We start from the raw sequence: 19,031 nt of genomic DNA, 5'->3' as shown, positions 1-19,031 counted from the left end.
CCCTCGGCCAAGGAGCCCGTCCATGACCCCCGATCCGCAAGCGCCGCCGGACCCGGCCGCCAGGGCGCGCGCGCGCCGGCGGGGGATCATCCTCGTCCTCATCGCCTCGGGCACCTTCGCGCTGGCCGCGGCCTGCGCCAAGACGATCGGCCCGGCCATCCCGGTGGCCGAGGTCATCCTGTTCCGCAACCTCTTCGCCATTCCCTTCCTGATGCCGGTGGTGCTGGCGAGCGGCGGCCTGGCCGCGCTCACGACCCGCAAGCCCATGAGCCACGCGGCGCGCACGCTGTTCGGCATGATGGGCATGGTCGGCGCCTTCTACGGCTACGTGCACCTGCCGCTTGCGACCGTCACCGCGCTCGGCTTCACCATGCCGCTGTTCCTGACCGTGCTGTCGGTGCCCCTGCTGAACGAGAAGGTCGGCTGGCGGCGGGGCATGGCCGTGCTGGTGGGGTTTCTCGGGGTGTTGCTCATGGTCCGCCCCGGCAGCGAGGGCATCCGCGGCGAATGGGTCGCGGTGCTGCTCTGCCTGCTGGGCTCGGTCGGCTGGGCGCTTGCCATGATCACCATCCGCCGCATGGGGGAGGCGGGGGAGAGCGCGGTCGCCATCGTGTTCTGGTTCGCGGTGGGTTCGGCGGTGCTGGCCGGCATCGCGGCGGTGCCGGTCTGGGTCTGGCCAACCCCTTGGCAATGGGCGCTGCTCGGCGCGATCGGCCTCGTCTCGGCGTTGGCGCAGGTGCTCATGACCGACGCCTACCGCAGCGGCGAGACGACGCTGCTCGCCCCCTTCGAATATGCCGGGATCGTCTGGACCACGGCGCTCGGCGCCTTCATCTGGGCCGAACTTCCCGGCGGGTGGGATTTCGCGGGGATCGGGGTGCTGGTGGGCGCCGGGCTCTACATCTGGCACCGGGAGGTGGCGCTCGGCGTGCGGCGATAGCCGGGCGGTCGATAAAAAATGCTTGAATTACACGGCTGTCTGGCCAAGTCCGGGGTGCGCGGAAGTACCAAGGGGGAGGCATTCGATTGACGAGGCCCGACGACCTGTCCGGTCAATGCGCCCTGCGCGACCGTGACGCGGGCGCTGCGGGGTGTGGGGGCGATACGAGCCACCAGGTGATCATCTCGACCGCCGGGCTGCCTGCGCGCCAGCGCTTCGAGGCTTGGCGCGACTTGGCCGTTCCCTACATCGACATCAAGCCCCCCGAGGACGCCAACGCCGGCTTCGACGCGACCGGCAGGGCGCTGCGCATGGGCCCCTTCCTTCTCTATGCGGCGAGCCTGCCGGCCTATGACCACGGCCGAACCGCGCTCCGCATCCGTCGCGATTCGCTCGATCACTGGATGATCGCCATCTGCCGGCGCGGTCGCCAACGCCAACGCAGCGGGGACGACGTCGTCGCGCTGCGCCCGGGTGTTCCCTATGTGCTCAGCATGGCCTGCGCCTTCGAGGCGCAGCGCGCGGGCGCCGAGATCGACTGGCTCGCGCTGCATGTCCCGCGCGACGCGGTGCCGGACCTCGAACCCGCCCTCGCGGCGGCGCTCTGCAAGCCGCTGGAAGGCCCGACGGCAGACCTGCTGGCCGGGTTCCTCGGCCATGTCGCCGGGACCATGGACCAGCTCGGCGCCGCGGACATGCCGCATGTCGCGAACGCCGCGCAGGCGCTGCTGACGGCGGCGCTCGCGCCCTGCAGCGAGGCGGGCGTCGCGGCGCAGGCCAGGATCGAGCCGATGCAGCTGGCGCGGGTCAAGCGCATCATCCGCGAGAACATCGGCGCGGCGACGCTCGGGCCGGCGCGGCTCTGCACCATGGCGGGCATCTCGCGCTCTCGCCTGTACCGGCTGTTCGAGCCGCTGGGCGGCGTCGCGCGCCACATCCAGCGGGAGAGGCTCCGCGTCGCGCGGCGCTGCATCGAGGACACGGCCGATGGCCGCTCCATCGCCCGCATCGCCGAGTCGGTCGGCTTCTTCGACCCGTCGGGCTTCAGCCGCGCCTTCCGCCAGGAATTCGGCTGCACGCCGCGGGAGGCGCGGCTGGCCGCGTCCCTCGGCCAGCCGCAGGTCGATGACGGATCGCTGGCCGTGGCGGCCGCGTCCCGGTCCGACGTCATGGCAATGCTGCGGCGGCTATAGAGCGAGGCGCGTCCAGCCGACTGATCCTGCCGGGCGGCCTACTCCGGCCGGTTAAGGTTCGGGGCCGGCCGGGCACCGATCGGCAGGCACGCCGGGCGGCGTGCCCCGACCGCCAGCCGCCGCGGCGCCGGCCGTCCTGCGCTACAACGCCTTGCGGAACCAGACCCGAGCATGCCCCGCCGGCATGCCGTCCAGCCGGCCGAATTCGACATAGCCGTTGCGCTGCCAGAAATTCGGCGCCTGGAACGAGAAGGTGTCGGTATAGGCATTGGTGCAGCCGCGATCGCGCGCGACCGCCTCCGCCCGGCGCAGCAATTCCGCGCCGACCCCCTTGCCGCGAAGGTCCGGGTTCAGCCAGAGCCAGTCGACAAACAGCCAGCCCCAGAACGTCAGGCCTAGCAGCCCGCCGAGCGTCTTGCCCTCGCCGTCCTGGACCAGCAGCGTGACGGGTTCACGGTCGTAATTGCCGCCCATCGACTGGTTGAAGTCGTGCAGGCCGCGCTGGATGGCACCGACCGCCTCGAATTCCGGGGCGGCGTCCTCGACGATTTCGATGCCCTTGGGTGCGTCCGAATTCATCCGCCGAAACGTCCCCACCCGGCGACCGCCACGGTCAGCAGCCCGAGCGCCAGGTTGACCGTGACGCCTTTCCGGATCGTGTCGAGCGCCGCCGCCGCCGCGGGGCGGTCGCCGGCCGCGAGCGCCGCGCGCATCGCGCGTCCCGGCACCAGCGCCACGAAGACGAAGACGCCCAGCATGATGAGCCCGGTCAGGTGCATCAGGTGGACATGCCAGATGCTGGCGCCGAAGCCCCAGTACCATCCGCCCAGCATCGCCCAGCCCGACAGGATCACGATCGGCGCGACATGCCAGAGGATGCGGAAGAAGCGGCGGAACACCGCGCCCATGAGCGCGAGCCGCTCGGGCGCCTCCAGCGCTTCGTGCGCCGCCGGCCGAAGCGCCAGGATGGCGAAGGCCATGCCGCCCACCCAGACGACCGCCCCCAGCAGGTGGAACACATATAGCAGCGTCGTCATGTCAGTCGTCCTTCCAGCCGCGCAGCGCCGCTGCCAGCGCCCGCACTTCCCGCGCCGCGACACCCTTCGGCGCCGCCTCCACCGCGCCGAGCCCGGCCATGAAGGCCTGCGCGAAGGCGGTGCGATTGCCGAGCGCGGCCTCGGCCAGGGGCAACCCGCGCGCGTGGATCTCGGCGGTCACCTGGTCGAGCAGCCGCCCGGAGGCCGGTGCCCGGTTCAGCACGAGCGAGACCTTCCGCCCTTCCTTCTTCGCGAGGTCGAGCGTCGCATCCATCGACCAGAGGTCGGCGGCCGAGGGCTGCAGCGGCACCAGCACCAGGTCCGCCGCCCTGACCGCGAGCCGGGCATCCGTGTCGTCATGCGGCGCGGTGTCGAGCAGAACGACGTCGGCCTCCCGCCGCAGGCGGTCGAGGATGCCGGGCACGCGCCAGCCGGACGGCGCCTCGAAATGCAGCGGCCGCGCCTTGGACGCGCGCCCGCGCACCTCGTCCCAGCGGGCGAGGCTGCGCTGCGGGTCCATGTCGAGCAGGGCGACATTCTCCCCGCGTTCCGCGAAGGCCGCGGCGAGGTTCGCCGCGATGGTGGATTTGCCCGCGCCGCCCTTGCGCTGCGCGACGGCTATGATGAAGGCCATGCGCGACTCCGTCTTTCGCGGCGCACCATAGCAGCCGCCGACGGTCGCGCCCTCCCCGAACCATGGCATCCCCGATCCGAACGGCGCGCCAGCGCGGCGCGTCGCCCAGGCCGGTCAGTTCAGGAATGGATTGCCGCCGCGCGGGCCGCGCTGCCGCGGGCCATAATGCGCCGCGAGGTAGTCCACGATCGTCTGGCGCAACTCGCCCTCGAGCGGATTCATCCCGTGCTTCTCGGTCATCCAGTCCATCAGCTCGTCCCAGCGTTCGCGGTCGAAGGCGCTGCGCCGGATCAGGGCGGTGTTGTGGCACGCGGTGCAGTAGCCGAATGTCTCGGAGCGTCCGGGACCTTCGGCGAGCACGCTCTCTTCCTCCGGCGCCTGCGCCAGGGCCTGGGCGGCCTCGGCCTGGCGCCGCGCCGCCGCCGCGCGGGCCTCGGCCGCGCTACTCTCCGCCTCGAAAGCCAGGCGCGCGGGGGTCGGCGGATGCGGCGGCGGGCGCTCGCTGCGCCCGATCAGCCCGTGCTCGCGCGCCGCGAGCACGAGGATCACGACCACGATCCCGGCGGCGAGGAGGCGTCCTGCGGACATCGGTGCCCGTCAGCCGACCAGGATCGCGGCGCGGGTGATCGGGTTTCCGCCATAGCCCTGCGGGTTCCAAACGCCCGGCGCCACGGTCTGCGACCGGCCCTTGTCGTCGGTCGCGCGTTACCAGATCTCGAAATACCCGTCCGAGGGCAGCGCCACCGCGCCCCGCCAGCGCTGCCAGGAATGGCTGTTGGGCGGCGGGTTCACCGTCATGGCGGTCCAGGTGGCGCCGAAATCGACCGAGACGTCGTCGGCGCGGACCGTGTCGTCGCCCGCCCAGGCCTGGCCCCGCACCTCGATCCGGCGGGTGCCGGCCGGCAGGCGCGTGCCATGCGCGATGTTGGTCAGGATCGAGCGTACCGGCATGTTCTCGAGGTCGCGGAAGGTCGCGCCGTCGTTGCGGCTGCCGGGGACGATCGGCGCCGTCGGCACGCGGTAGGAGGTGCCGCCCATGCCGCGCCCCGCGTGAGGCTGCGCCTTCAACTCGATGCGATTGAACCACTTCTGGCTGAGCGACCCCGGCCAGCCCGGCACGACCAGCCGCGCCGGCGCGCCGTGGATCTGCGGAATGGGCTGGCCGTTCATGCGGAAGGCGATCAGCGTATCCTCGTCGAGCGCCTTCTCGATGCGCATGCCGCGGCTGATCGCCTCGCCATTGCCCGAGAGATGCAGGTCGGACCCATGGTGCCCGGTGAACTTCGCACTGTCCTTGAGACCCGCGGCGCGGAGCACGTCGCGCAGCCTGACGCCGGTCCACTCGGAATTGGCGATGGCGCCGGTCGACCACTGGTTCCCGCGCGCCTGCGGCACGAAGAAGGACCGGCCGTTGCCGCCGCACTCGATCTGCAGCCGGCGCGTGACCACCTCGAAGCGCTGCTGGAGGTCGCCGATGCTGAGGTCGAGCGGCGTGTTCACCTCGCCCTCGACCTTGATCTTCCAGGCCATGGCGTTGGGGGCCGCGTCCGGCACCTGGCCGTTGTTGCGGATGAAGAAGTTGGGCGCCGGCGTCACGTCGTCGTCGAGCAGATGCTCCGGCGTCTCGGCATTGAGCGGCCGGTCGCCCAGCAGGACGAGCCGCGCCTTGCCTTCCATCTGGAGGTATTCCGGCCCCTGAGCCGCGGCGCCCTGCGCCAGCGCGGAGGGCACGAAGCCCGGGGGCGCATTGCGGGCGAAGGGGATGGCGCCGCCGACAGCCGCGCCCATGGCAGCCAGCGCCGCCCCCTTCAGGACGCCGCGCCGCCGCCACACCAGGGCATCGGCACGTTCCGGATCGTCGCGATAGAGTTCGTCGAGTGAACGTTCGGTCCTGTGGCTGCTCCGCATCGCGTCCTCCATTAAATTTTTTTAAGATAAGCAAGGATTGATGCATGTCGAACGACGAATCAGGCGACGATGCGCTGCTGACTCCGGCCGAGATGGCGCGTGCCGACGCGCTCGCCATCGCCTCTGGCGTGCCCGGTTCCGTCCTGATGGAGGCGGCCGGGCGGGCTGTCGCGCGCGAAACGATGCGCCGCTTCCGTCCCTGCCGGACGCTCGTCCTCGCGGGGCCGGGCAACAATGGCGGCGATGGCTATGTCGCCGCCCGCTACCTGGAGCAGGCCGGCTGGCCGGTGGCGGTCGCGCCCCTGGCCGCGCCGCGGCCGGGAAGCGACGCCGCGCTCGCCGCGCGGCGCTGGCGGGGGCCGGTGGTGCCCTTCGCGCCGGCCGAGGCTGCCCGCGCCGCGCTCGTGATCGACGCGGTCTTCGGGGCAGGCCTTGCGCGGCCGGTCGAGGCGGATCTCGCCGCCACGCTCGGCGCCGCGGGAGGGCCGGTGGTGGCGGTGGACGTGCCCTCCGGCCTCGACGGCGCGACGGGCCAAGCGCTCGGCTACGCGCCGCAGGCGGCGATGACCGTCACGTTCTTCCGGCGCAAGCCGGGGCACCTGCTGCTGCCGGGCCGCGCGCTGTGCGGCGAGACGGTGCTGGCCGGGATCGGCCTGCCCGTCGGCGTGCTGGCGGCGATCGCCCCGCTGTGCCGGCGCAACGGGCCGGGGCTCTGGTGCCTGCCCGCGCCGGGGCTTGCCGACAACAAGTACACGCGCGGCCATGTCTCGATCCTGGTGGGGGCGGGAATGACTGGCGCAGCGCGGCTCTCCGGGGCGGGCGCGCGCCGGTCCGGGGCGGGGCTCGTCACCCTTGTCGCGCCGGACGGCAGGACGGCCGATGTGCTGCGCGCCGGCGATCCCGGGGTGATCGTCAGCGAGGCCTCTGTCGCGGCGTTGCTCCAGGACCCGCGCCGCGACGTCTGGGTGGCGGGTCCGGGGTTGCCGGCGGAGGCTTCGACCCTGGCCGCGGTCGGCGCGCTGGTCGCGGCGGGTCGGCGCGTCGTGGCCGATGCCGGGGTGCTCGGCGCCGCGGCCGGGCGGCCGGAGGCCCTTTCCGGCTGCGCGGTGCTGACCCCGCACGCGGGCGAGTTCGTCCGCGTCTTTGGCCCGATCGGCGGGGACCGCCTGGCCGCCGCGCGACGCGCCGCGGCCGCGACGGGCGCGGTGGTGCTGCTGAAGGGGCCGGATACGGTGGTGGCCGCGCCCGACGGCAGGGCCGCCATCGACGACCATGCGCCGCCCTGGCTGGCCACGGGCGGGACGGGCGACGTGCTCGCCGGGACCGTCGCGGCGCTGCTCGCCAACGGATTGCCGGCCTTCGAGGCGGCGGCGGCCGGCGCCTGGCTGCTGGGGGAGGCGGCCAGGCGATGCGGCGCCGGCCTGGTCGCGGAAGACCTGCCGCGGCACCTGCCCGCGGCCCTTGCGGCCGGGCGAGACAGGGTTCGGGAGGCGGCTGCGGCGGGCTGACGAGCGTCCCATTGCTGAGACACGTGGCGCGTCTTCGGACGAATTTGGTGGGGCAATCGCAACATCTGGGTCCCGCCTGGCGCGCGCAACCACAAGATGATGATCTTCTGAGAAATTACCGGCGCGCGAGTAAAGTATTGAGATTACTCGTGAATTGCGCATATCTTAACGTACCACGCCGAGCAGGGGGCTTCATGAGCAGCACACTCGTCTCCGCACTCCACCAGGAGGAGCGGTCGATCATCGAGGAACTTCGCGCCTCGCGGCCGTTCCAGCGCCTGGAGAGCATCCATTCGTTGCTGGCGCTCTACGACACGCAACCATCGGTCGCACTTCCGCTGCCGGGCCTCGGTGCCGTCGAGGCAGGGCGCCCGAGCGCCGTCGTCCATCCGCTCGCGCCCCCGGTGGCCGCGCCCGTGATGGCGGTGGCGGGTGGCATGCCGTCCTCCGCGCCGATCCCGATGCCCGGCCCTGTCGCGGTCGAGACTGCGGTCGCCGACGCGATGCGCAGCGCCGGGCCGCTGCCCGGGATGGCTTCGGGCGAAACGGGCCAGGAGCCCGCGAGCGTCGTCTCGAGCGTGCGTGCCGCGCTGCTCGGTATCGGCAAAGCCTGAACGCTGCCGCGACCGAAGGCCCTGAAGGCCGCGCACCGCAAGGTGGCGCGGCCTTCGTCTTTTCCGGGGTGCGCATGACGCTTCCGCCTCACGAAGCGTTTCGATAGGTTTCAGCCCCGAGGCAACGGAGCACCGCATGTCGGAAGTCGCGATCCAGGCAGGTCTGCTCGACAGGGCGTTGCGCCGCGTGACGACCCTCTGGCGCGACATGGCCGCCGCGGTCGGCGCGGGAGACGCCGATGCCGACCTCGCCGCACGGCTCGCCGCCTGCCTCGAGGCGAAGGGCGGCGAGGTTTCCGCCCGCGCCCGCGCGGCAGGCCTGGCCGAGACCTACCGCGGCCTCGATGCCACCGGGCGCACGGATTTCCTGCGCGCGCTCGCGGCCTTCGATTCCGACCCAGACGCGGTTGGCCGGGCCATGGAGCGCGTGGCGGCGGCGGCGGACGCGGCCGAGCGCGCGGTCGCGACTGCCCGGCTTCGCCGCGCGCTGGAGCCGCCACGGATCCGTTTGCTGACCGCCTTCGCCGCCATCCCGGACGGGATGAAGTTTCTCGTGGATCTGCGCGCCGACCTGCTGGCGCGGATGGACGGGGACAAGCTGCTCCAGGCGCTCGAGACCGACCTCAAGGGGCTGCTCGCGGCCTGGTTCGACGTGGGCTTCCTCGACCTGCGCCGGATCGACTGGCGATCGCCCGCGCTGCTTCTGGAAAAACTCGTGCAATATGAGGCGGTTCATCGCATCCGCTCATGGCGCGACCTGAAGAACCGGCTGGAATCCGACCGCCGCTGCTACGCCTTCTTCCATCCCCGGATGCCAGAGGAACCGCTGATCTTCGTCGAGGTCGCCCTGGTCAAGGGCATGGCCGACAGCGTGCAGCGCCTGCTCGACGAAAAGGCGCCGGTGCTCGACCCGCGCGAGGCGGACACCGCCGTCTTCTATTCCATCAACAACTGCCAACGCGGGTTGGACGGCATTTCCTTCGGCAATTTCCTGATCAAGCGGGTGGTTGGGGAACTGTCTGGTGAATTCCGTAATATGAAGCAATTCTGCACGCTTTCTCCCATCCCGGGTTATCGGAAGTGGCTCGATGCCTCCCTCGTCGCCGGGGATGTCGCCCTGACCGAGGAGGAGAAGAAGGCGCTCCGCGCTGCCGCCCCCCTGTTGCCCGCGGCCGAGCCCGGCGCCACGGAGCCGGGCGAGGCGGAGATCCTGCGCGCCCTGGTCGCGCGTCGCCCGCCCTGGCGCGACGAGGCGGCGCAGAAGGTGCTGGAGCCGATCCTGACGCGCCTCTGCGCCCGCTACCTGGTCCGCGAGGACGCCCCGCGCCGGACGGGACGGGCGCGCGACCCGGTCGCGCATTTCCACCTGTCCAACGGCGCCAGGATCGAGCGGCTCAACTGGCGCGCCGACACATCCGAGAATGGCCTCCGCCAGGCATTCGGGATGATGGTCAACTACCTCTACGATCCCGAGCGGATCGAGGAGAATCACGAACTCTACGTGGGCGAGGGAAAGCGTGCGGTCTCGGCGGCCCTGCGGCGGCTCGCCAAGGGGTGAGGAAGCGGGGGAGCGCGCGCAGGGTGTGATGCGCGGCACGGCGCCCCCCCTGCGCGCCGGGCATCTTCGGTGTCCATTCGGCAAGACGAGGACGCCGTGCCCATTTCGCTGTTCGTGCTGGTCGGCTTTCCCACGCTGCTCCTGCTTCTGGCCGTCGGAGCGGTTCCGCTGCCCGGCCGGCGCGCGCGCGGGGGCGACCCGGTGGCCGCGCCGCTTCGCCACCCGCGGCGCTGACCCGCGCCGCGCGGCCTTCTCCCCGTCGCGCCGTGCCGTCATAGTCGGCGGCGCAGCATCGAGCGGAGCAGGGACATGACAGCGGAGCGCCGCGGCCGACGCCAGGACACGCCGGACGAGGCGCGCCGCATCGAGGTTCTGCATGCGCTCGAGCGCAAGCTTCTCTGGCTCAGCGCGTGGATGATCCACAACGCCAACCACCTCCGCCCGAACCGCGACGGGCTGAAGGTGGGCGGGCACCAGGCGTCCTGCGCATCCTCGGTCTCGATCCTGGCCGCGCTCTATTTCAATATGTTGCGCCCGGCCGACCGCGTCGCGGTGAAGCCCCATGCGGGGCCGGTCTTCCACGCCATCAACTACCTGTTCGGCCGGCAGGAGAAGGACCGGCTCGCGACGCTGCGCGCCTTCGGCGGCATCCAACCCTACCCGTCCCGCGTGAAGGATGGCGCGGAGGTCGATTTCTCCACCGGGTCGGTCGGGCTGGGCGTGGCCCTCGCCTCCTTCGGCTCGCTGGTGCAGGACTACGTCCACCTGCATGGGCTTGCGCCGGAAGGATTGCCCGCCGGCCGGCACGTCGCCGTGGTGGGCGACGCCGAACTGGACGAGGGCAACATCTACGAGGCCCTGCTGGAAGGCTGGAAGCACGACATCCGCAACGTCTGGTGGGTGGTGGACTACAACCGCCAGAGCCTCGACAGCGTGGTGCCCGACCGGCTGTTTGGCCGGATCGAGGGCCTGTTCCGCGACATGGGCTGGAACGTCGTCACCCTGAAATACGGCCGTAAGCTGGAAGCGGCCTTCGCCCGTCCGGACGGCGAGGCGCTGCGCCGCTGGATCGACGACTGCCCGAACAGCCTCTACGCGGCGCTGACCTTCCAGGGGGGCGCGGCCTGGCGCCAGGCGCTGCTGGCCGACCTCGGCCGCATCGCCGGCATCCGCGCCATCATCGACCCGCTGACCGACGACGAGCTGGCGGCGCTGATGATGAACCTCGGCGGCCACGACATCGAGACGCTGATCGAGGCCTTCCGCACCCAGGACGCCGAGGGCGACCAGCCCACCTGCTTCATCGCCTACACGATCAAGGGCATGGGGCTGCCCTTCGCCGGCCACAAGGACAACCACGCCGGGCTCATGACGAAGGAGCAGATGGAGGGGTTCCGGGAGGTGATGAACATCCGCCCGGGCCATGAATGGGACCCCTTCGAGGGCCTCGGCATTCCCGAGGCGGAGCTGCGCGACTTCCTGGCCGGCCTGCCCTTCGCGCAGCCCCTGACGCCCGCCGGGCGCGCGCTCGCCTCGCCCGCGATCCACGTCCCCGCGACCTTCGCCGCGCCGCGCGTGGCGGAGGGGCGCAAGATCGCGACCCAGGCCGCTTTCGGCGACATCCTGGCCGAGATCGGCCGCGGCAACGGCGAATTCGCCGACCTCGCGAAGCGCATCGTCACCACCAGCCCGGACGTGACGGTCAGCACGAACCTCGGTCCCTGGGTGAACCGCCGCGGCATCTTCGACCGGCACAAGAAGAACGACGTGTTCCGCGACGCGAAGCTCGCCAGCGCGCAGCGCTGGGGCATGTCGCCGGAAGGGCAGCATGTCGAGCTCGGCATCGCCGAGCAGAACCTGTTCCTGCTGCTGGCCGGGCTTGGCCTCGCGGACCGGCTCTACGGCGCGCGCCTGCTGCCGGTCGGCACGGTCTACGACCCCTTCGTCAACCGCGGCCTCGATGCGCTGATCTACGCCTGCTACCAGGATGCGCGCTTCCTGCTGGTGAGCACGCCGTCGGGCCTGACCCTGGCGCCCGAGGGCGGGCAGCACCAGAGCGTGAACACACCGCTGATCGGCATGGCAGCGGACCGTCTCGCGAGCTTCGAACCCGCCCATGCCGACGAACTCGCCATCCTGCTGCGGCATGCCTTCGAGCACATGCAGAAGCCGGACGGCTCGGCCGTCTGGCTGCGCCTGTCGACGCGGGCGCTGGCGCAGCCCGCCCGGTCGCTCGATCCGGCCGCGGTGATCGCCGGCGCGCACTGGGTCGTGCCGCCGGCCGAGGGTGCGCGCATCGCCATCGCCTACCAGGGCCCGCTGGCGCCCGAGGCCGAGGCCGCCTTCGCGGAACTTTCGGCCGAGGAGCCCGGTGCGGGGCTGCTCGCCATCACGAGCCCCGACCGGCTGCATGCGGCCTGGCGTGCCGCCCGGCGCGGTGTGCGCGGCGGCGCGGCCCGGGTGTCGCACATCGAACGCATCCTGGCGCCACTCGCGCCCGGCGCCGCGCTTGTCACGGTGCTGGACGGCCATCCGGCCGCGCATGCGTGGCTGGGCGCCGTGCGCGGGCAGCGCGTGGTGCCGCTCGGCGTCGATCGCTTCGGGCAGGCGGGCGACCTGCCGGACCTCTACCGGGAATACGGCCTCGATTCCGAAGCGATCCTCGATGCCTGCGCCGAGGCGCTGCTCGCCGCGCGCTGATCAGGGCGCGCGGGCGGGCGTCACGCCGATCATGGAATCGCGCGTGACCAGGGTGGCGAGGCGCGCTTCGTCCCAGCCCTCGGTGCCGGCAGGCCGGGCAGGCACGACCAGGTAGCGGAGTTCCGCGTTGCTGTCATGCACGCGCAATTCCATGCCCTCGGGCAGCACCGTGCCGAATTCAGCCAGCACGCCCCGCGGGTCGCGCACCGCGCGGGCGCGATAGGCGCGGGATTTGTACCAAGCCGGCGGCCGGCCGAGCACGCTGCGCGGGTAGCAGGAGCAGAGCGTACAGACGACGAGGTGATGCAGCCGCGGCGTGTTGAACAGCGCCGTCAGCACCGTCTCCCCACCCGAGAGGCCGAGTTCGCCCACCGCCGCGCCGGCATCGGCCGCGAGGCGCGCGGCGAAGGCCGGGTCGGTCCAGGCGCGCGCCACGACGCGCGCGCCGTTCTCCGGGCCGCGGCCGTCCATGCGCTCGATCTCGGCGCGGATCTCCTCCGCCGTTACGATTCCCTTGGCGAGCAGCAGGTTGCGGACGGCGAGGCCGCGCAGGCGGAGCGGCGGAAGCTCCGTCGTCGCGGCGTCGTCATCCTCCTGGTAGGGGTGATGGTCGTGGTCGTGGTCGTGGTGATGGTCGTGGCCGCCCGCGGCCTCGCCCTCGATGCGATGCGCACCGGCCACGCGCAGCCGCTCTTCCTCGTCCGCCATCTCTGCTTCCGTCACGGCGCCCTTCTCCGCGAGCAGGGAGGAGAAGGCCAGGATCCAGCGCTCGTAGTAGGGCACCGTCCAGTAGGTCGCGGCGTCGAGCTGCTCCTGCACACGGCGGCTCTCGTCGGTCGTGAAGAAGCGGCGCCGGCGGTCGGCAAGCAGCATGCGGATGGCATCCGCCTCCTTCTCCCAATGCGCGGGCTGGTGTTCGTGCTGGTCGATCGCGGCGGCGAAGCGGCCGCCGGCGTCGTGGGGCGGGTGGTCGTGCGGGGTGGTCTCGGTCATGGCGGCCGCGATCCTGACAGAGCACCGCGCGACGGCAAGGGCGGCTCGACAGCGGCGGGCGATGCCAGCATCTTCGCCCCCTCTGGTCGGGAGAGAGCAAGCATGACGAACATCACGCGACGCGGCGCCATCGGGCTGGCAGGGGCGGCGCTCGGCGCCGGTGCGGCAGGCGCGCAGGGGGCCTGGCCCGCGCGGGACCTTCGCCTGGTCTGCCCGTTCCCGCCCGGCGGCACGACGGATGTCATCGCGCGGCTGATGGCGACCGCGATGCGCGAGAGCCTCGGGCGCGCCGTCGTGGTCGAGAACCAGCCGGGCGCGGGCAGCACGCTCGCCGCCGGGCGCTTCGCGCGGGAAGCGGACGACCATGCGCTGTTCCTCAGCCAGATCGCCTCCCACGCCATCGGGCCGGCGCTCTACCGCAACCTCGCCTACGACCCCGAGGCCGATTTCCGGGCCGTGACGCTGCTGGTTACGGTGCCGAACGTGCTGGTGGTGAACCCGGCCAAGGTGCCGGGCGCCGATATCCGCGCCTTCCTGCGCGACGCGCGGGCGAAGCCCGGCGAACGCAACTTCGCCTCCGCTGGCAACGGCACCTCGACGCATCTGACGGGCGAGCTGATCGGCCAGCTTTCCGGCGGGCGCATGACGCATGTGCCGTATCGCGGCGCCGGCCCCGCCATGACGGCGGTCGTGGGCGGCGAGGTCGATGCGCTGATCGACAACCTGCCGACCGCGCTGCCGCAGATCCGCGGCGGTACGGTGCGCGCCCTGGCCGTCACCTCCCGCACCCGCGTGCCGGAGTTGCCCGACGTGCCGGCGCTGTCCGAGCTCGGCGCCGAGTTCGGCTTCGAGGGCTTCGAGGCGCAGGCCTGGTTCGGGCTGCATGCGCACAAGAGCGCGTCGGATGCCGTGGTGGCACGCATGTCGACGGCAGCCCTGGCGGCGCTGGCCGATGCCAATGTGCGCCAGCAGCTCGCCGCGCGCGGCACCGTCCCGGCCGGCGGGGCGCCGGCCGACTACGCGCGCCTCGTCACGGCTGAACTCGCCCGCTGGGCGCGCGTGGTGCGCGACGGCAACGTGACCGTGAACTGACCCGCCACACCCCTTTGACCGATGGGTGCCGCCGGCCGATGCTGGCGGCACGGAGGAAACCAGCATGGCCCAATACCCCTTCACCGCCGCCGATCTCGAGGCGTTGCGCCAGTGGGACACGCCCACGATCTGCAACGCGCTCGAGCTCGTCGCGCCGCAGCGCCGCAACTACGGCTTCACCGTGCGGCCCATGACCGCCGTCGATCCGAAGCTGCCGCCGATCTGCGGGCTGGCGCGCACGGGGACGCAGCGCGCGCACTACCCCTCGGGCCGCTCGAAGGAGGCCGATCGCGCGATGCGGATCGCCTGGTACGAGTACGTGGCGGATGCCGCGCTGCCGACCGTTGTCTGCCTGCAGGACCTCGACGACACGCCGGGCGTCGGCGCCTTCTGGGGGGAAGTGAACAGCGCGGTCCACCAGGGCCTCGGCGCGCAGGGCGTGGTGACGAACGGCTCGGTGCGCGACCTCGACATGTTCGCGCCGGGCTTCCAGGGCATCGCGGGCGTGGTGAACCCATCGCACGCCTTCGTGCACATCGTGGCGCTGAACCTCGACGTCACGATCCACGGCATGCAGGTGAAGCACGACGACGTGGTGCATGCCGACCGGCACGGCGCCGTCGTCATCCCGCACGACGTGGTGACGAAGCTGCCGGCGGCGATCGAGCTCGGCGCGCGGCGGGAGAAGGTGATCCTCGACATGGTCAAGGCGCCCGGCTTCGACGTGCAGAAGCTCAAGGATGCGCTGTCCAAGGCCGACGATATCCACTGAGGACCATGCGCGCACCGCTTTGCACCGTGCTGCCGGGGTGGGTGGACCACTACCGGCACATGAACCTCGCCTACTACCTGGTCGCCTTCGACCTGGCGACGGATGCGCTGTGGCCCGCGCTCGGCCTGGGGCCGGGGTTCCGGGACCGGGGCCTCGGCACCTTCGCCGCCGAATCCTGGCAGTCCTACGACCGCGAGGTGACGGAGGGCGCGCCGCTCGCCTTCGAGAGCGAGGTTCTGGCCCATGACGCCAAGCGCCTGCTCTGCCGCCACGTGATGTTCCATGCGGAGGAGGGCTGGAAGGCGGCGGAGAACGAGGTGCTCTACCTGTGCGTCGACCTCGAGGCGCGGCGCGTGGCCGCCTGGCCCGAGGACGTGCTTGCCCGCTTCGCCGCGCGGACCACGGGCGGCGCGCCGAAGCGTCTCTCCCTGACCCGCCGGTCCTGATCCTATGTGACGGTTTCCAAAGGCCCTTCGGCCTTTGGCGGGGAGAGCCCGAGAGGGGCAGCGCCCCTCTCGGATGCCGTCCTTCAGTTCAGGCGTTCGCGAATCCGCTCGATGCCCGCCTCGGCGCATTGGTCGTCGAGGTGCCCACCGGGTGCGCCGCCCACGCCGATCGCGCCCACCACCTCGTCTCCCGCCCGGATCGGCATGCCGCCGCCGACCACGAGGAAGCCCTCGATATCCGGCAAGCGCAGCGCGCCCGGGTTGGTGCGCACGGTCTCGAGGATCTGCGAGGTCGTCGCGCGCATGCTGGCGGCGGTATAGGCCTTGGCACGCGCGGAGGAGACCGTGTGCGGCCCGGCGCCGTCGGCGCGCAGCAGGGCGCGCAGCACACCCGCGCGGTCCACCACCGCGGCCGTCACGCGGTGCCCGCGCCCGGCGCAGGCCTCGACCGCGGCCGCCACCGCCTCGGCGGCCAGGCCCGCGCTGAGTGTGCGTTCAACCACGAGGCCCTGGGACAGGGCCGGCATCGGCGCCAGGGCGAGGCTGGCAAGGAGGCAGAGGCGGCGCATGCGGCACACTCGAGGCAACGGTGGTGTGGCGATGTGTCGCATGCCGGACGGCCGGCGGGGAAGGGGCCTCAGCCGCCGTGTCGGATCGTGCCGCCAACGACGGTCGCGGCGACCCGCGTGTCGCGGATGGCGGCCGGGTCGCAGGTCAGGATGTCGGTGTCGAGCACCGCGAGGTCGGCGAGCTTCCCTGGCTCCAGGCTGCCCTTGTCCTGTTCCTCCCGCTGCGCCCAGGCGCCGAGGGTGGTGTAGGCGGCGAGCGCCTGCGCGGGCGTCACCGCCTCCGTCGCGTCGAGGTCGGCGCCGGTTCCGCTCTGCCGCGTCACCATGGCGCCGATCGCGGTGAAGGGGTTCACGCGGCAGACCGCGAAGTCGGAATGGCCGGGCGCGGGCACTCCGGCCGCGATCAGGCTGCGGTGCGGCCACATGTGGCGCATGGCGCCCTGGCCGCGGTTCGCGACATAGGCCTCGCCCAGTTCGTCCATGAAGCCGGTCGCGCTGGAATCGACGAAGCCGCCGCGCTTGAGCCGCGCGAGGATGGGCGGCGTGACGTAGCAGCAATGCTCGACCCGCATCCGGTGGTCGGACACGGGATGGACGGCGAGCGCCGCTTCCATGACGTCGATCGCAAAGTCGATGCCGCGGTCGCCGACGCCCTCGATCATCACCTGCAGCCCGGCCTTGTGCGCGGCGGTGGCGCGTTCGATCAGGTCGTCCCGGTCGTAGAGCAGCATGCCGGTGTTGGGCACGGGCTCGCCAGGCACCGGCGTTCCGACATAGGGGTCCCAATAGGCGGCGGTGCGCCCGGAGGTGGAGCAATCCGGGCACCACTCGACGCCGATGAGGCGCAGCCAATCGTCGCCGAAGCCCGATCGGATGCCGGCGCCGATCAGGTGCGGGATCAGCGGTTCGTCCCGGCCGCTCGCGATGATGCCCATGCGCATGCGCCAGAGGCCGTCGCGGCGCATCCGCTGGTAGGCGCGGATGGCCTTGGCCGGCGTCAGGGAATTCGCGACCGAGGTGATGCCGAAGGACAGGCATTCGTCCTGCACCTGCTCCATGCCCTCGGCGATGTCGGCCTCGGTGTCGGCGCCATGGATGGCGTTGAGGAAGATGTGCGCCGCGGTCTCGCGCACCAGGCCGGTGAAGGCACCGGTCGCGGGGTCGCGGTCGAAGGCGCCGAAGGGCGGATCCGCGGCGTCGGGCGGCACGCTGCAGGCGGCGAAGGCGGCGCGGTTCGCAAGGCCCAGATGCCCGTCCGTACGGAGGATGAAGACCGGTCGCCCCGCGCTCGCTGCATCGAGCTCGTCGAGCGTCGGGTAGCCGCCCGAGGCGCGTTCGTTCAAGCGGTAGAAGGCGCCCCAGCGGCCGGGCGGCAGGGATGCGCAGACCCGGCGGATCGTGCCTAGCACCTCGTCCCGCGTGCGCACGCGGTCGGGCGAGAGCAGCGTCCAGGTGCGCAGCCGCACCGCATAGGCATCCGGATGCGCGTGGCTGTCCACGATGCCCGGGATCACGCGGCGGCCGCCCGCGTCAAGCACGCGCGTCGCGGGGCCGACATACTCGCGCATGGCCGCGACGGTGCCGAGCGCGACGATGCGCCCGCCATGGGCGGCCAGCGCCTCCGCCTCCGTACCTGCGCCATCCATCGTGGCGATGCGGCCGTTGAGCAGGACGAAGTCGGCGTTCATGCGGCGGCCCTGTCGATGTGGTCGCGCAACCGGTACCAGCCGCCGATGAAGGGCAGGAACCAGTTGGGATTGCCGTTGTAGAACGGCGCCGTCGGGAAATTCAGCCCATCCAGCGCGAAGCCCTCGTTGTCCGCGCCCGCGATCTTGAGCGCCGCACGATGGCCGAGCCAGGTCGCCATGGCGACGCCCGACCCCTGGCAGCCGGCGGCGTAGTGGATGCCGTCCTGCACGCCGATATGCGGCAGGAAGTCGAAGGTGAAGGCGACATTGCCGGTCCAGGCGTGGGTGACCTGCACGTCCTTCAGCTCCGGGAACACCGCCAACATCATCCGGTGCAGCGCCGGCGCGGCCCTGTCGGGCTCGGTCGGCGAGAAGGAGGCGCGCCCGCCCCAGAGCACGCGGTTGCCGGTGGGCGAGGGGCGGAAGTAGTTCAGCACGCGGCGCGTGTCGCTGATCATTCGGCGGCCGGGGAACAGCTTGTCGATCGCGTAGTGCGGCAGTTCCTCGGTCGCGATGATGTAGGACCCGACCGGGATCATGCGGCGCGCGAGCCAGGGCATCGCCGAGCGTCCGTGCCCGTCGCGCGAATAGCCGTTGGTCGCGACCAGCACCGCATCGGCGCGCATCCGTCCGCGATCGGTGACGAGGCGGAAGCCGCCGTCCTCGCGCCGGATGCCATTCACGCGAACCCCGTCCACGAGGCGCGCGCCCGCGCGCTCGGCCGCATCCGCGAGGCCCCGCGCATACTTGCCGGGATGGAGGCTCCCCGAGGCCTCGGCCACCATGCCGCCGTGGTAATGGTCCGAGCCCAGCGCCTCCCGCTGGCGGTCCTTCGGCAGCATGCGCGTGGGCAGGCCCGTGACCTCGGCGATGAAGTCGACGCGCGCGGCGAGCGCATCGTAGTGCTTCGGCGTCCAGGCTGGGACGAAGCGGCCGCAGCGCACGTAGTCGCAGCCGATGCCCTCGCGCGCGATGGTTTCCTCGATGAAGGGGAAGGAGGCGGCGGCGGCGAGGGCGATGGCCTTCGCGCGCTCGGCACCATGGGCCTTCTCGAGCGCTCCGGAGGCGACCTTGAGGCCGCCCGAGACCATCCCGCCGTTGCGCGAGGACGCGCCCCAGCCGATGCGCTCGGCGTCCAGCACCGCGACCTCGTGGCCGAGGCGGCGCAGCGTCAGCGCGGCCGAGAGGCCGGCATAGCCGCCGCCGACGACGGCGACCCCGGCATGGGTCGGAAGCGCGCTGTCGCGCTTTGGCGGCTCGGCCGCTTCCCACCACCAGGGCGTGGTCTTGAAACCCGGTGCGAGGATGGATTGCGCGGGACTCATTGCCGGATCAGCCTGCTCATGGTGAACTTCGGGTGGGAGAGTTCACGCCGTCAC

19 protein-coding genes are annotated in these 19,031 nt (G+C 72.0%); 10 read left to right on the top strand and 9 right to left on the bottom strand.

Going from position 1 to position 19,031, the window contains the following annotated elements:
• Positions 1-22: 22 nt before the first annotated feature.
• Together E8M80_RS04215 and E8M80_RS04210 are read left to right on the top strand one after the other, a co-directional pair.
• Positions 23-940: a DMT family transporter gene (locus E8M80_RS04215; protein WP_137124405.1), complete on the top strand. Its 918-nt coding sequence runs from the start codon at positions 23-25 to the stop codon at positions 938-940.
• 86 nt (positions 941-1,026) lie between these two features.
• Entirely contained in the window at positions 1,027-2,133 is a 1,107-nt protein-coding gene (locus E8M80_RS04210; protein ID WP_137124404.1) for an AraC family transcriptional regulator, read from the top strand.
• A gap of 141 nt (positions 2,134-2,274) precedes the next feature.
• Here the strand turns inward: E8M80_RS04210 and E8M80_RS04205 are convergent, their stop codons facing one another.
• From E8M80_RS04205 to E8M80_RS04185, 5 genes are all read right to left on the bottom strand, one after another.
• Positions 2,275-2,712, bottom strand: a complete 438-nt coding sequence (locus tag E8M80_RS04205; protein WP_137124403.1) for a GNAT family N-acetyltransferase — start codon at positions 2,710-2,712, stop codon at positions 2,275-2,277.
• On the bottom strand, positions 2,709-3,170 hold the full coding sequence (locus tag E8M80_RS04200; protein WP_137124402.1) for a hypothetical protein: 462 nt from the start codon (positions 3,168-3,170) through the stop codon (positions 2,709-2,711). Before E8M80_RS04200 ends, E8M80_RS04205 begins: the two co-directional genes overlap by 4 nt.
• A 1-nt stretch (position 3,171) precedes the next feature.
• Entirely contained in the window at positions 3,172-3,804 is a 633-nt protein-coding gene (gene parA / locus E8M80_RS04195; RefSeq protein WP_137124401.1) for a ParA family partition ATPase, read from the bottom strand.
• A 114-nt stretch (positions 3,805-3,918) separates the two neighbouring features.
• Positions 3,919-4,392 carry a hypothetical protein gene (locus tag E8M80_RS04190; protein WP_137124400.1) on the bottom strand — a complete coding sequence of 158 codons (474 nt, stop codon included), beginning with the start codon at positions 4,390-4,392 and terminating at the stop codon, positions 3,919-3,921.
• Positions 4,393-4,509: 117 nt separating this feature from the next.
• On the bottom strand, positions 4,510-5,712 hold the full coding sequence (locus E8M80_RS04185; protein WP_240789879.1) for a sulfite oxidase: 1,203 nt from the start codon (positions 5,710-5,712) through the stop codon (positions 4,510-4,512).
• A 44-nt stretch (positions 5,713-5,756) separates the two neighbouring features.
• Here E8M80_RS04185 and E8M80_RS04180 point away from each other — a divergent pair, with 44 nt between their 5' ends.
• From E8M80_RS04180 to E8M80_RS04165, 5 genes are all read left to right on the top strand, one after another.
• Positions 5,757-7,220 (top strand): NAD(P)H-hydrate dehydratase, encoded by a 1,464-nt coding sequence (locus E8M80_RS04180; RefSeq protein ID WP_137124399.1) that lies wholly within the window; start codon positions 5,757-5,759, stop codon positions 7,218-7,220.
• A 194-nt stretch (positions 7,221-7,414) separates the two neighbouring features.
• Positions 7,415-7,834, top strand: coding sequence for a hypothetical protein (locus E8M80_RS04175; RefSeq protein WP_137124398.1), 420 nt, complete (start codon positions 7,415-7,417; stop codon positions 7,832-7,834).
• 136 nt (positions 7,835-7,970) lie between these two features.
• Positions 7,971-9,392 carry a malonyl-CoA decarboxylase gene (locus E8M80_RS04170; RefSeq protein ID WP_137124397.1) on the top strand — a complete coding sequence of 474 codons (1,422 nt, stop codon included), beginning with the start codon at positions 7,971-7,973 and terminating at the stop codon, positions 9,390-9,392.
• Positions 9,393-9,488: 96 nt separating this feature from the next.
• Positions 9,489-9,626, top strand: a complete 138-nt coding sequence (locus E8M80_RS25740) for a hypothetical protein (RefSeq protein ID WP_170979189.1) — start codon at positions 9,489-9,491, stop codon at positions 9,624-9,626.
• Between the two features lie 75 nt (positions 9,627-9,701).
• A complete protein-coding gene (locus E8M80_RS04165) occupies positions 9,702-12,092 on the top strand; it encodes a 1-deoxy-D-xylulose-5-phosphate synthase N-terminal domain-containing protein (protein ID WP_137124396.1) in 2,391 nt (796 codons plus the stop codon).
• Here the strand turns inward: E8M80_RS04165 and E8M80_RS26990 are convergent, their stop codons facing one another.
• Positions 12,093-13,085, bottom strand: a complete 993-nt coding sequence (locus tag E8M80_RS26990) for a nitrile hydratase subunit alpha (RefSeq protein ID WP_137124395.1) — start codon at positions 13,083-13,085, stop codon at positions 12,093-12,095.
• A gap of 102 nt (positions 13,086-13,187) precedes the next feature.
• On the opposite strand from E8M80_RS26990, the gene E8M80_RS04155 reads away from it, so the two are divergent.
• The 3 genes from E8M80_RS04155 (at position 13,188) to E8M80_RS04145 (ending at position 15,395) form a co-directional block, all read left to right on the top strand.
• Positions 13,188-14,177: a tripartite tricarboxylate transporter substrate binding protein gene (locus E8M80_RS04155; RefSeq protein ID WP_137124394.1), complete on the top strand. Its 990-nt coding sequence runs from the start codon at positions 13,188-13,190 to the stop codon at positions 14,175-14,177.
• A gap of 64 nt (positions 14,178-14,241) precedes the next feature.
• The gene (locus tag E8M80_RS04150; RefSeq protein WP_137124393.1) at positions 14,242-14,949 is read left to right on the top strand and encodes an RraA family protein; all 708 of its coding nucleotides are present in this window, start codon (positions 14,242-14,244) and stop codon (positions 14,947-14,949) included.
• A gap of 5 nt (positions 14,950-14,954) precedes the next feature.
• Positions 14,955-15,395 carry a thioesterase family protein gene (locus E8M80_RS04145; RefSeq protein WP_137124392.1) on the top strand — a complete coding sequence of 147 codons (441 nt, stop codon included), beginning with the start codon at positions 14,955-14,957 and terminating at the stop codon, positions 15,393-15,395.
• An 83-nt stretch (positions 15,396-15,478) separates the two neighbouring features.
• Here E8M80_RS04145 and E8M80_RS04140 read toward each other — a convergent pair whose 3' ends face one another.
• The 3 genes from E8M80_RS04140 to E8M80_RS04130 all read right to left on the bottom strand — a co-directional run bounded on the left by E8M80_RS04140 (position 15,479) and on the right by E8M80_RS04130 (position 18,977).
• On the bottom strand, positions 15,479-15,964 hold the full coding sequence (locus E8M80_RS04140; protein WP_137124391.1) for a heme-binding protein: 486 nt from the start codon (positions 15,962-15,964) through the stop codon (positions 15,479-15,481).
• A 68-nt stretch (positions 15,965-16,032) separates the two neighbouring features.
• Positions 16,033-17,652 carry an amidohydrolase gene (locus E8M80_RS04135; protein ID WP_137124390.1) on the bottom strand — a complete coding sequence of 540 codons (1,620 nt, stop codon included), beginning with the start codon at positions 17,650-17,652 and terminating at the stop codon, positions 16,033-16,035.
• A complete protein-coding gene (locus tag E8M80_RS04130; protein WP_137124389.1) occupies positions 17,649-18,977 on the bottom strand; it encodes an FAD-binding oxidoreductase in 1,329 nt (442 codons plus the stop codon). Before E8M80_RS04130 ends, E8M80_RS04135 begins: the two co-directional genes overlap by 4 nt.
• Between the last annotated feature and the right edge of the window lie 54 nt (positions 18,978-19,031).

Origin of the sequence: Roseomonas sp. HF4 (assembly GCF_005222755.1) — a bacterium.
Taxonomy (GTDB): domain Bacteria; phylum Pseudomonadota; class Alphaproteobacteria; order Acetobacterales; family Acetobacteraceae; genus Neoroseomonas.
Note: the sequence above shows the minus strand (reverse complement) of the source record. Positions and strands in the feature narration are given on the sequence as shown.

Excerpts from the sequence above, each read along its gene's own strand:
- parA (WP_137124401.1), bottom strand. The coding sequence starts at position 3,804 with ATGGCCTTCATCATAGCCGTCGCGCAGCGCAAGGGCGGCGCGGGCAAA.
- E8M80_RS04175 (WP_137124398.1), top strand. The coding sequence starts at position 7,415 with ATGAGCAGCACACTCGTCTCCGCACTCCACCAGGAGGAGCGGTCGATC.
- E8M80_RS04140 (WP_137124391.1), bottom strand. The coding sequence starts at position 15,964 with ATGCGCCGCCTCTGCCTCCTTGCCAGCCTCGCCCTGGCGCCGATGCCG.
- E8M80_RS04145 (WP_137124392.1), top strand. The coding sequence starts at position 14,955 with ATGCGCGCACCGCTTTGCACCGTGCTGCCGGGGTGGGTGGACCACTAC.
- E8M80_RS04190 (WP_137124400.1), bottom strand. The coding sequence starts at position 4,392 with ATGTCCGCAGGACGCCTCCTCGCCGCCGGGATCGTGGTCGTGATCCTC.
- E8M80_RS04150 (WP_137124393.1), top strand. The coding sequence starts at position 14,242 with ATGGCCCAATACCCCTTCACCGCCGCCGATCTCGAGGCGTTGCGCCAG.
- E8M80_RS04135 (WP_137124390.1), bottom strand. The coding sequence starts at position 17,652 with ATGAACGCCGACTTCGTCCTGCTCAACGGCCGCATCGCCACGATGGAT.
- E8M80_RS04155 (WP_137124394.1), top strand. The coding sequence starts at position 13,188 with ATGACGAACATCACGCGACGCGGCGCCATCGGGCTGGCAGGGGCGGCG.
- E8M80_RS04205 (WP_137124403.1), bottom strand. The coding sequence starts at position 2,712 with ATGAATTCGGACGCACCCAAGGGCATCGAAATCGTCGAGGACGCCGCC.
- E8M80_RS04180 (WP_137124399.1), top strand. The coding sequence starts at position 5,757 with ATGTCGAACGACGAATCAGGCGACGATGCGCTGCTGACTCCGGCCGAG.
- E8M80_RS04185 (WP_240789879.1), bottom strand. The coding sequence starts at position 5,712 with ATGCGGAGCAGCCACAGGACCGAACGTTCACTCGACGAACTCTATCGC.
- E8M80_RS04130 (WP_137124389.1), bottom strand. The coding sequence starts at position 18,977 with ATGAGTCCCGCGCAATCCATCCTCGCACCGGGTTTCAAGACCACGCCC.
- E8M80_RS04165 (WP_137124396.1), top strand. The coding sequence starts at position 9,702 with ATGACAGCGGAGCGCCGCGGCCGACGCCAGGACACGCCGGACGAGGCG.
- E8M80_RS04215 (WP_137124405.1), top strand. The coding sequence starts at position 23 with ATGACCCCCGATCCGCAAGCGCCGCCGGACCCGGCCGCCAGGGCGCGC.
- E8M80_RS04200 (WP_137124402.1), bottom strand. The coding sequence starts at position 3,170 with ATGACGACGCTGCTATATGTGTTCCACCTGCTGGGGGCGGTCGTCTGG.
- E8M80_RS26990 (WP_137124395.1), bottom strand. The coding sequence starts at position 13,085 with ATGACCGAGACCACCCCGCACGACCACCCGCCCCACGACGCCGGCGGC.
- E8M80_RS04170 (WP_137124397.1), top strand. The coding sequence starts at position 7,971 with ATGTCGGAAGTCGCGATCCAGGCAGGTCTGCTCGACAGGGCGTTGCGC.